This window comes from Bradyrhizobium sp., from assembly GCF_049691595.1.
GTDB lineage: Bacteria > Pseudomonadota > Alphaproteobacteria > Rhizobiales > Xanthobacteraceae > Bradyrhizobium.
In genome coordinates, this window is record NZ_JBAVNZ010000098.1 from 1 (window position 1) to 9606 (window position 9606).

The following is a 9606-nucleotide window of genomic DNA, read 5'->3' on the forward strand; positions in this document are numbered from 1 at the left end:
CGGTCCTGGATGACGCCGGGGCCAAACCCGCCGGCACAAGGCCGGCGGGCGACCGGTGTTATTTCTTGAGCAACGGACAGGCGCTTTCCGAAAGCGGCCTGAAAGCCTGGTCTCCCGGGGTGGTGCCGATCAGCTTGTAATAGTCCCACGGCCCCCTGGATTCTTCCGGCTTCTTGACCTCGAACAGATAGGCCGGGTGAATCTTGCGCCCGTCCGCCCGGATCGAACCCTTGCCGAACAGCGCATCGTCGGTCGGCAGTTCCTTCATTTTCGCCACCACCTTGGCGCCGTCATGCGGATTGCCGCCGATCGCCTCGAGCGCCTTGAAGTAGTGGATCAGCCCCGAATAGACCCCGGCCTGCACCATCGACGGCTGCGCCCTGTTCTTCATGCGCTCGGAAAAGCGCTTGGCAAAGGCGCGGGTGCCGTCGTTCAAATCCCAGTAGAAGGTTTCGGTGAAGTTCAGCCCCTGTGCCACCTTCAGTCCGAGCGAGTGAACGTCGGTAATGAACAGGAGCAGGCCGGCGAGCTTCTGGCCTCCTGCGACGATGCCAAATTCCGACGCCTGCTTGATGGTGTTGGTGGTGTCGCCGCCGGCGTTGGCCATTCCAATGATCTTGGCTTTCGACGCCTGCGCCTGCAGCAGGAACGAGGAGAAATCCGCCGTGTTCAGCGGGTGCTTGACGCCGCCGATCACCTTGCCGCCCGCCTTCACCACGACCGCCGTGGTGTCGCGCTCCAGCGCGGCGCCGAACGCGTAGTCGGCGGTCAGGAAGTACCAGGTGTCGCCACCGGCCTTCACCAGCGCCTGCCCGGTGCTGTTGGCGAGCATGTAGGTATCGTAAACCCAGTGAACCGTGTTCGGCGAGCATTGGGCGTTGGTGAGATCCGACGTCGCGGCGCCGGTATTGATCATCACCGCGTTCTTCTCTCTGACCAGATTGTTGACCGCCAGCGCGACGCCGGAATTCAAGACGTCCATGAAGATGTCGACCTTCTCGACATCGATCCATTGCCGCGCGATATTGGTGGCGATGTCGGGCTTGTTCTGGTGGTCGGCGGAAATGATGTCGATCTTCCAGCCCTTGCCGGTCAGGCCGGAATCCTCGACCGCCATCTGGGCCGCCAAGGTGGAGCCGGCGCCGCCAAGGTCGGAGTAGAGACCCGAATTGTCCGTCAGGACGCCGATCCTGATCGTCTTGTCCTGTGCGAACGCGGCGCTGCCCGTGGCACAAGCCAGCGCGGCGCCAAGCCAAACAGCCGAGATACTGGTTTTCATGTTTTTCTCCTTGAGCGCAGATCGAACAAGTCTTCAGACGCCGAGATAGGTGTGCAGTTTGTCCATATTGGCCTGCAGTTCCGAATTCGCAAAGCCGTCGATCACCTTGCCGTGCTCGACGATGTAGTAGCGGTCGGCGACCGTGGAAGCGAAGCGGAAGTTCTGTTCGACCAGAAGAATGGTAAAACCCTCCGACTTCAGCCGCGCGATGGTATGGCCGATCTGCTGGATGATGACGGGCGCCAGCCCCTCGGTCGGCTCGTCCAGCATCAGGAAACGGGCGCCGGTGCGCAGGATCCGGGCGATCGCCAGCATCTGCTGCTCGCCGCCCGAAAGCTTGGTGCCCTGGCTGCCGAGCCGTTCCTTCAGGTTCGGGAACAGGCCGAAGATCTGATCGAGCGACAGACCTCCGCCGCGCACGATCGGCGGCAGCAGCAGATTTTCGCGCACGTCGAGGCTTGCGAAAATTCCGCGCTCCTCGGGACAGAACGCGATGCCCATGCGCGCGATCCTGTCCGACGAGGCGCGGATGATCTCCTGGCCGTCGAAGCGGACCGATCCGGTGCGTTTGCCGATGATCCCCATCACCGACTTCAGCGTCGTGGTCTTGCCGGCGCCGTTGCGTCCGAGCAGCGTGACCACCTCGCCGGCATTGACGTTGAAGTTGACGCCGTGGAGGATGTGGGATTCGCCGTACCAGGCCTGCAGATCCTGAACCGACAATATCTGCGCGCCGGCCGGTTTCGCCGCTGTCATTTCGGCCATTTCCAGATCAGCCATGACCGGCCCCCAGATAGGCTTCCTTGACGCGCTCATCCCTGGACAGATCGGCATAATTGCCCTCGGCCAGCACCTGGCCGCGCGTCAGCACCGTGATGATGTCGGAAAGGTTGGCGACCACGCTGAGATTGTGTTCCACCATCAGGATCGTGTACTTCGCCGAGATGCGCTTGATCAGGGCTGCGATCTTGTCGATGTCTTCATGCCCCATGCCGGCCGTTGGCTCGTCGAGCAGCATCATCTCCGGATCGAGCGCCAGCGTGGTTGCGATTTCCAGCGCGCGCTTGTGCCCATAGGGCATTTCGACCGCCGGCGTATTGGCATACTCGCTCAAGCCGACATCATTCAAGAGTTCGTGGGCGCGGCCGTTGTAGCGGTCGAGCACGGTTTTGGAGCGCCAGAAATCGAACGAACTGCCGTGCTGGCGCTGCAACGCCACGCGGACGTTTTCCAGCGCGGTCAGATGCGGAAACACCGCCGAAATCTGGAACGACCGCACCAGCCCGAGCCGCGCCACATCGGCCGGCGCCATCGCGGTGATATCCCGTCCCTTGTACAGAATCTGCCCCGCCGAGGGCTTCAGGAATTTGGTCAGGAGATTGAAGCACGTGGTCTTGCCGGCCCCGTTCGGTCCGATCAACGCATGAATGCTGCCGCGGCGCACTTTGAGCGCGACGTCGCGAACCGCGAAGAACCCGGCGAATTCCTTGGTCAATCCGTGGGTTTCGAGAATGAACTCATCGGCCAAACAAATTTCCCCCATCGGCCATCGCCGCGAAGACGCGCGCGTGGCCAATCCTTCCTGATCGGCGGGTTGCTCCCGGATGTCCTGGAAACCGTCCCGGACCGCCGCCTCCGGGGCGGAATATGCCGTCATCGGCAGCGGTTAAGCAAGGCGGAAAGCTGGGCATGGATCGAGCGCCGGTGCCGCGGGCCGGAAGGCGGCCGTTAACGATGTTTGGCTGCGATCCAGTGCTTTCATCAAATATTTCCGCCTTGGACCGATGCTTGGTCGATCTGCGGTGACAGCGGACCACGGCCTTGCATTTCGAAAGCGCCAACCCATCGGTCGTCCGGTCGATCCAGCAACGCGTTCTCCTGAACGCGTGGCTGCACGCGCGGCGCAAGCCGCGGCTGTTGCCTGTGCTCGATGAATTCCGGCCCGACGGTATCGCCGAGGAGCTGGCCGACATGATGGGGTTCGATGTCGAAGGCCACGGCGAGCGCGTACGGTTTCTGATCACGCAGGAAGGCGCGCGACTGGCGGCCACTTATGGCAGCGGTCACATCGACGCCGACAAGCGAACCAATCGCTATCTCGATGACGCGATCGGGCCCGACCGCTATGCGCGCGTGCTGCCTTGCTACCGCATTTGCCTTGCCCGCAAGCGCCCGACCTATTCGGTCTCGATGGTGCAGGATCCCGACGGCAAGGATGTTTACTATGAACGGCTGCTGTTGCCGTTCGGCCGCGGCGAGCGCGTCGAGCAGATCGTCGGCTCCTACAAGGCGATCAGCATCGAAGGCGGCTTCAAGATCGACAATCTGATGGGCATCAAGCCGCGCGCGGTGCCCGTCAGCATCATCAACGCCGTGATCGATCTCGATTTCGCGCCGCGCTCGGCGAGCCAGGGCGCCGACGACGACGTCATCGAGCTAAACTAGGCTTTCCGCCCGCGCGACTTCGACGGCGCCACTTCGCTGGCGTAACTGTCCGGCCTGAACCCGACCAGCAATTTGCCGCCGAGGTCGAGTACCGGCCGCTTGATCATCGAGGGTTGCGCCAGCATCAGCGCCAGCGCCTTGCGCTCGCTCAGGCCTTCCTTGTCGGTGTCGGGCAATTTGCGGAACGTGGTACCGGCGCGGTTGAGCAGATTTTCCCAGCCGAGTTCGTCCGACCACTGCTTGAGCTTCTCCCTGGCGATGCCGGCGGTCTTGTAGTCGTGAAAATCATAGGCCACGCCATGGCTGTCGAGCCAGGCGCGCGCCTTCTTCATGGTGTCGCAATTCTTGATGCCGTAGATGGTGATGGTCATCCTGCAGACTACCTTCGCTGGTTCATGGCCGCCTGGGGATCTCCAGCCCGCGCTGTACGGCAGGTCGGGCCAGGCCGCGATCGAGCCAGGCCGCGACATTGCCCGGGCGGGAAGCGGACAGATCGGGCATCACGACTGGTTCTTTGCTTGGTTCCTTTTGCGCGGCTAATGTACGGTTGTTGCCGCACGTGGCAAGGGTCAGCGCCGCTCATGGATGAACAGCCAATACCGGCAACGGCAAAGCCCGGCCTCACCGACGCGGAGCTGGCGGTTCATCCGACCGTGTTCGCGGCCGACGCGCTCAAGGACAGGGTCGTGGTGGTGTCGGGCGGCGCCGGCGGCATCGGGCGGGCGATCGCCTGGCTGTGCGCGCGGCTGGGCGCGCATGTCGTCGTCACCGGCCGCAACCAGAGCAGGCTCGACGCCCTCGTCGCGCAATTGGCGGGCCGCAAGCTGAAAGCGTCCGCTTGCGTCGCCGACATCAGGGACGCGGATGCAGTTAGCGCCCTGTTCGATGCGCTCTGGGCCGCGCATGGCCGCGTCGACAGCCTCGTCAACAGCGCCGGCGGACAGTATCCGCAACCCGCGATCGATTTTTCGGTAAAGGGCTGGAACGCGGTCATCGACACCAATCTGAGCGGCACCTGGTACATGATGCAGGCCGCCGCAAGACGCTGGCGCGACCACCGGCATCCCGGCAGCATCGTCAACATCGTGGTGGTCACCACGCACGGGCTCTACGGCATCGCGCATACCATCGCCGCGCGCTGCGGCATCATCGGGCTTTCACGCAGTGTCGCGGTCGAATGGGCGCCGCTGAACATCCGCGTGAATTGCGTGGCGCCGGGCGTGATCGCGACCGAGGGCTGGAACGTCTATACGCCGCAGGCGCGCGCGGCCTATCCGCGGTCGAACCCGATGATGCGCGCGGGCTCGCCGTGGGACATCGCGGAGGCGAGCGTCTACCTCGCCGGTCCCTCGGGACGATTTGTGACCGGCGAGACGCTGACGGTCGACGGCGGCGGCCAGCTCTGGGGCGAGACCTGGACCACCGGGAAGCCGGATTATTTTGGCGGCGGCGGCGAATGAGGCCGCGCTCAGCCGGCCTTTTCGATCGCCCCGCCGCCGTCGATCCATTCGTTGATGCCGCCGAGATTATGGACCTGTTGGTAGCCCATATCCTTGAGCAACTTGCCGCCCAGCGCCGAGCGCCCGCCGGAGGCGCAATAGAGGATGACCGGCCTGGTCTTGTCGAAACGCTTGTCGTGATAGGGCGAGTCCGGATCGGCGCGGAAATCCAGCATGCCGCGCGACACATGAACCGCGCCGGCGACCTTGCCGGTCTTTTCCAGCTCCGGCGCATCCCGCACATCGACCACCAGGACGTTGCCCTGGGCGATCATGTCCCTGGCCTGGGCGGGCGTGATGCGCGGCACCGCGGCATTGGCGGCTTCCATCATCTGCTTGACGTTCGTGACCATGCTGTCCTCGCTTGCTACTGTTGGTCGAAACCCGGCTCGTTGGCCGGCGGCCTCAAGGGGGATGGATCATAGCCGGGATCGGACCTAAAGACACATGATCGTCCGACCGGCCGACCGGATCAATCGTCCGATCGGGGGACGCCGCGGCCATCACGCCGGCTTCTGCAATACCGTCACGTGAAGGCGACGGCGAATTTCCATCCCCTGCCGCCGGTAGAGCGCGATGGCCGAGCTGTTGCTGGAAAACACGTGCAGGAAGGGCTGCTCGCCCCGCGCCACAATCTGCCGGGAAATCGCCGCCAGCAGGACTTGCCCGTAACCGCGACCGCGGTGCGATGGATGGACGCAGACCGCCGTGATCTCGGTGTAGTTGGCGGGCTTCATGCGCTCGCCGGCCATCGCAACCAGCCGTCCGTCGACCCGGATTCCGAGAAAGGTTCCGAGCTCATGCGTCCGCGGACCAAACGGGCCGGGCTTGGTGAGTTCGGTCAACTCCATCATGGCCGCAACATCGTCAGCGCCGAGCGCGACGGGCTCGACGCCGGGAATTGGGCTTTCCGCGGGCGTTCCGATCATCTGCTCGCCGGTCTCGGCGAGCAGGATCTTGAATTCGCCGGGCGCGTTCACGGGGTCGGGCGTGAACAGCGCGGCAATGTCCGATCGCGACATCAGCGCGGCAAGCGCCGCAAAACTTGCCGGTGACTTATCCACCATATCCGCGAACGGCGCCACCGCCGGAGGATACCGACGCGCCAGCGTGCCGCCTTCCGCCAAGGTCCGCTGTCGCGTCGTCAGCGCGCTCCAGATCGGATGATCGAGCGGATGGGTCACGTCCGGGAAACCGACCTGCCTTCGGGGATCGACCGGTGCATTTTTCGCGTCTCCTTCACAGACATTTTCGCGCACATGGATGCGCGCATCGTCCCGCGCCGATGGCCGTGATATCCCCGCGGGGTGCCTAGCCGGGCGCGCCGTCATCGAGACTCACGATCACGGCGGCATTGGCGATGAGGATGGCATCACCGCCGCGCACGGGTGGAACCTCCAGTCCGCCTTTGACCGCGGTCACCGTCACCGTTCCGTAAGGCAGCTCGGTCGCGACCGCCGCTGTGTCGACCGCGCCGGGGTCCGGCACGCCGATCGTGACATCGACGAACATGTCGCTGGCGGACTTGCCGAGCATCCGGAAGAACCCGATGCTGGAGTGACGGATGGCGTCCGAGACCGCGCGCCTGGCGGCCTTGGTGGCATCGCAGCCGTGAACATCGACGCCCATGCCCATTTCGGTGATACAGCGCACGCGTGCCATCGGGTCTTGCTTTCGTTGGTGAGTGTCCATCTCTGAAGATCGGCGTCATGCCGGACGATCGACGATAACACGACCGGCATCGCCCGCGAAAGCGGGCGAACCGGTATTCCGAGACGGCAGCGATGGCGACGAGAGGCCGCGACGTACTGGATCGCCCGGTCCCGGCTACGCCAAGGCTTCGCCGAGGCTTTACTGCGTTGGCTCGCCGGAGCTTTAGCGAAGGCGGCAAGCCGGGCGACGACGTTTCATCATGTTCGCGCAGACACATTCTCGCGTTCCCGCGGCGCTTTTCGCCCGAGTTGTACATGAACTTTGTCCCTCCGAAGACAGAGGGCGCAGGGAAAGCCGGGTGCGCGCTGCACCCGCGGTCTCGCGTGCAAATGCACATAGCAAAAACGCACACGAGCATACAGGTTCAGCGGAGAGCATCCGGCCTTCCCTGCGCAGTGGTTTACGGTTTACTTCGCGCTCTCCTTGGTGAGACGTGCTCTTTTGCCACCATCGCCCGCAAGAAGCGTGCTTCTCACGAACTTGGCGCCAGCGTCGGGCGCCAGGACCACACGACTTCGCCGTCCGCTCCAGCCACGTTCGTCTTCGTGACATCAGCGTCCACCGCATCCCACCGCAACGTACCTGACGATCGCGATCCGCCCCTCTCTTGGGTGAGACGCGCGGAGTCAAACCACTGATTTGCCCGACGGGTTAAGCGAAATATTTTTGCGCGAAGGACTGGACAGACTTTTGGTGATTTGCCCGTCGGGTTGTTTTGTCACACTTTGCCTGCTTGCTTTTGTCATTCCGGGACGTGCGAAGCACGAACTCTGCCATGCAATTGCACATCAGAGAATCCATTTCGCGGCTGAACATGCGCCGCCGAGATAGCTGGGCAATTTACCCGACGATCGCTTGACCTCAATTATCCGAGGATATACATTATTTCAACGTATATCCATCGGGGAACTTGTCATGCAGGTCGCCAAATGGGGAAACAGTCTCGCGGTTCGCCTTCCCGCCGCCGTGGTCGAAGCGCTCGGACTCAAGGAAGGCGACGAGGTCGAAATCCATGTCGCCGACATCAGGCAGTTCGGCGTTGCGCGCAAGCCCCGGCGCGAGGAGCTGTTGAAACGTCTTCGCGCCTTCCGCGGCCGCCTCCCCGCCGATTTCAAGTTCGACCGGGACGAGGCGAATGCCCGTTAGTTTTTTCGATACCAACGTCCTCGTCTACCTCGCGTCGGGCGATGCGGCGAAGGCCGATCGGGCGGAGGCGACTCTTGCCAAGGGTGGCGCGATCAGCGTTCAGGTTCTCAACGAACTTGCCAACGTCGCGCGCCGCAAGATGCAGATGTCCTGGGACGACACGCATGCATTCCTGAACATGCTGCGCGGCCTGCTGACGGTTTATCCCCTCACCGTCGAGACCCACGAAGCAGGCCTCCGGCTCGCGGAGCGGTACGGCCTGTCCACCTATGACGCGATGATCGCCGCATCCGCCCTTGACGCCGGCTGTGACACGCTGTGGTCGGAGGGCATGCAGCACGGCATGGCGCTGGAGGAAGGGTTGCGGATCGTCAATCCGTTTCGAGGTGCGTAGCTCGTCGAACGCAATAGCGAAGTGCGCCGGCGATACCCGATTTGGGCTGTTTTCGGGCAAAGCTGCGCTCAGCATCAGTGATTTATCTCCATCCACAGTCCGCGACTGTCGACTTCTTCACCGCCAAGGCTGCGCCATCGTTCAGGAAGGCGGCAGTTTCACGAAGGGGTCGATGACGACGACGCCCAATGGTTCGAAATGCCGGAGATTGCGTGACAGGATCGTCAGTCCGTGATGCCGCGCTGTCGCGGCAATGATGATGTCAGCGAGTCCCGGTGCATGGCCGTGTCCCCGCGCCCGGTCCGATATCGCCCCGGCGATCCGCGCTATGGGCGCATCGAAGGCAAGGACGCGATCGCCGTAGAGGTGCAGCACCGTCTCCAGCCATGCTGACAAATCAGCACTCTTGCGTCTCGCGCCTTCACGCCGCAATTTTGCGATTCCGTCCTCGATCTCGGCCACCGTCACGGCCGACAGGAACAACGAGGCCGAATGCCTGTCCATCCATTCGACAAGCGCGGGCGATACCGGCCGGGATGGCGCCACCGCCGATATGACGTTGGTGTCGACGAGGTACACCTGAGATCAGAGACCTGATTTCCGCATTGATGATTTGCTGCGGCGGGGCAAATCCCCGGCCGCCAACGGCGCCGCCATCAGCAATCGGCCAAAGCTCGGAACGGTGGACAGCCGCTCCCACTGCTCATAGCTGACCACGACAGCCTGCCGCTTGCCGTGGCGGGTAATGACCGCCGGCTTTCCATGCATCGCCTCATCCACCACCGCCGACAGGCGCGCCTTGGCGTCACGGAGTTGAATCTCGCGCATCTTTTAGGTATCCTTCAAATACGACTACTGTGGTTATATAGATGGAAACCGAGTATTTCAAGGTCCGATGGCGTGATCCGTGACGCGGACGCAGCCATCAACCGAAGAAACGGGCGCGGTTCGAACACGGTCGCTGGAAGCAACGATCGAGTCGCGAGCACCCACCCTTGCAGGCAGGATACACTCGAGCGATGCATAACCGCGTGATCGTGCCGCAAGGCAAACGATGGGACGATCTGTTCCAGAACGGTCCGCGCGCGAGCAAGGATTTCATGGCCGAACGCGAGCAGCCGCCGGCCGAG

At 63.2% G+C, this 9606-nt stretch carries 13 protein-coding genes and 1 pseudogene; 4 read left to right on the plus strand and 10 right to left on the minus strand.

Annotated features, from left to right (window positions below; all coding sequences use genetic code 11):
* Positions 1-58 precede the first annotated feature (58 nt).
* The 3 genes from WCE35_RS04530 to WCE35_RS04540 are packed head-to-tail and all read right to left on the minus strand — an operon-like array spanning position 59 to position 2807.
* Complete coding sequence (locus WCE35_RS04530; protein ID WP_424592147.1) at positions 59-1279, minus strand: ABC transporter substrate-binding protein; 1221 nt, start codon at positions 1277-1279, stop codon at positions 59-61.
* Positions 1280-1312: 33 nt separating this feature from the next.
* Positions 1313-2044 (minus strand): ABC transporter ATP-binding protein, encoded by a 732-nt coding sequence (locus WCE35_RS04535; RefSeq protein WP_424592159.1) that lies wholly within the window; start codon positions 2042-2044, stop codon positions 1313-1315.
* A 7-nt stretch (positions 2045-2051) separates the two neighbouring features.
* Positions 2052-2807: an ABC transporter ATP-binding protein gene (locus WCE35_RS04540; protein WP_424592148.1), complete on the minus strand. Its 756-nt coding sequence runs from the start codon at positions 2805-2807 to the stop codon at positions 2052-2054.
* A 293-nt stretch (positions 2808-3100) separates the two neighbouring features.
* On the opposite strand from WCE35_RS04540, the gene WCE35_RS04545 reads away from it, so the two are divergent.
* On the plus strand, positions 3101-3724 hold the full coding sequence (locus tag WCE35_RS04545; RefSeq protein WP_424592149.1) for a hypothetical protein: 624 nt from the start codon (positions 3101-3103) through the stop codon (positions 3722-3724).
* Here the strand turns inward: WCE35_RS04545 and WCE35_RS04550 are convergent.
* Entirely contained in the window at positions 3721-4095 is a 375-nt protein-coding gene (locus WCE35_RS04550; RefSeq protein ID WP_424592150.1) for an ArsC family reductase, read from the minus strand. The genes WCE35_RS04545 and WCE35_RS04550 overlap by 4 nt on opposite strands.
* A gap of 22 nt (positions 4096-4117) precedes the next feature.
* A pseudogene (locus WCE35_RS04555) lies at positions 4118-4195 on the minus strand (glutathione S-transferase); the annotation flags it as partial.
* Positions 4196-4305: 110 nt separating this feature from the next.
* Between WCE35_RS04555 and WCE35_RS04560 the strand changes: the two are divergent.
* Positions 4306-5184: an SDR family oxidoreductase gene (locus WCE35_RS04560; RefSeq protein ID WP_424592151.1), complete on the plus strand. Its 879-nt coding sequence runs from the start codon at positions 4306-4308 to the stop codon at positions 5182-5184.
* 8 nt (positions 5185-5192) lie between these two features.
* Here WCE35_RS04560 and WCE35_RS04565 read toward each other — a convergent pair whose 3' ends face one another.
* The 3 genes from WCE35_RS04565 to WCE35_RS04575 all read right to left on the minus strand — a co-directional run bounded on the left by WCE35_RS04565 (position 5193) and on the right by WCE35_RS04575 (position 6885).
* Positions 5193-5576 (minus strand): rhodanese-like domain-containing protein, encoded by a 384-nt coding sequence (locus tag WCE35_RS04565; protein WP_424592152.1) that lies wholly within the window; start codon positions 5574-5576, stop codon positions 5193-5195.
* A 150-nt stretch (positions 5577-5726) separates the two neighbouring features.
* Positions 5727-6407, minus strand: coding sequence for a GNAT family N-acetyltransferase (locus WCE35_RS04570; protein ID WP_424592153.1), 681 nt, complete (start codon positions 6405-6407; stop codon positions 5727-5729).
* A gap of 127 nt (positions 6408-6534) precedes the next feature.
* Positions 6535-6885, minus strand: a complete 351-nt coding sequence (locus WCE35_RS04575) for a Lin0512 family protein (RefSeq protein WP_424592154.1) — start codon at positions 6883-6885, stop codon at positions 6535-6537.
* A 966-nt stretch (positions 6886-7851) separates the two neighbouring features.
* Between WCE35_RS04575 and WCE35_RS04580 the strand changes: the two genes are divergently transcribed.
* On the plus strand, positions 7852-8082 hold the full coding sequence (locus WCE35_RS04580) for an AbrB/MazE/SpoVT family DNA-binding domain-containing protein (RefSeq protein ID WP_424592155.1): 231 nt from the start codon (positions 7852-7854) through the stop codon (positions 8080-8082).
* Entirely contained in the window at positions 8072-8476 is a 405-nt protein-coding gene (locus WCE35_RS04585) for a PIN domain-containing protein (protein WP_424592156.1), read from the plus strand. The genes WCE35_RS04580 and WCE35_RS04585 overlap by 11 nt, the downstream gene beginning before the upstream one ends.
* A gap of 141 nt (positions 8477-8617) precedes the next feature.
* On the opposite strand, the gene WCE35_RS04590 is transcribed toward WCE35_RS04585, so the two are convergent.
* Positions 8618-9055: a type II toxin-antitoxin system VapC family toxin gene (locus tag WCE35_RS04590; protein ID WP_424592157.1), complete on the minus strand. Its 438-nt coding sequence runs from the start codon at positions 9053-9055 to the stop codon at positions 8618-8620.
* Between the two features lie 6 nt (positions 9056-9061).
* Positions 9062-9304, minus strand: coding sequence for a type II toxin-antitoxin system Phd/YefM family antitoxin (locus tag WCE35_RS04595; RefSeq protein WP_424592158.1), 243 nt, complete (start codon positions 9302-9304; stop codon positions 9062-9064).
* Between the last annotated feature and the right edge of the window lie 302 nt (positions 9305-9606).

What these genes read in the sequence shown, in the direction of transcription:
- WCE35_RS04565 (WP_424592152.1), bottom strand. Translation starts at nt 5,576, where the DNA reads ATGGTCACGAACGTCAAGCAGATGATGGAAGCCGCCAATGCCGCGGTG.
- WCE35_RS04550 (WP_424592150.1), bottom strand. Translation starts at nt 4,095, where the DNA reads ATGACCATCACCATCTACGGCATCAAGAATTGCGACACCATGAAGAAG.
- WCE35_RS04595 (WP_424592158.1), bottom strand. Translation starts at nt 9,304, where the DNA reads ATGCGCGAGATTCAACTCCGTGACGCCAAGGCGCGCCTGTCGGCGGTG.
- WCE35_RS04585 (WP_424592156.1), top strand. Translation starts at nt 8,072, where the DNA reads ATGCCCGTTAGTTTTTTCGATACCAACGTCCTCGTCTACCTCGCGTCG.
- WCE35_RS04535 (WP_424592159.1), bottom strand. Translation starts at nt 2,044, where the DNA reads ATGGCCGAAATGACAGCGGCGAAACCGGCCGGCGCGCAGATATTGTCG.
- WCE35_RS04560 (WP_424592151.1), top strand. Translation starts at nt 4,306, where the DNA reads ATGGATGAACAGCCAATACCGGCAACGGCAAAGCCCGGCCTCACCGAC.
- WCE35_RS04575 (WP_424592154.1), bottom strand. Translation starts at nt 6,885, where the DNA reads ATGGCACGCGTGCGCTGTATCACCGAAATGGGCATGGGCGTCGATGTT.
- WCE35_RS04580 (WP_424592155.1), top strand. Translation starts at nt 7,852, where the DNA reads ATGCAGGTCGCCAAATGGGGAAACAGTCTCGCGGTTCGCCTTCCCGCC.
- WCE35_RS04530 (WP_424592147.1), bottom strand. Translation starts at nt 1,279, where the DNA reads ATGAAAACCAGTATCTCGGCTGTTTGGCTTGGCGCCGCGCTGGCTTGT.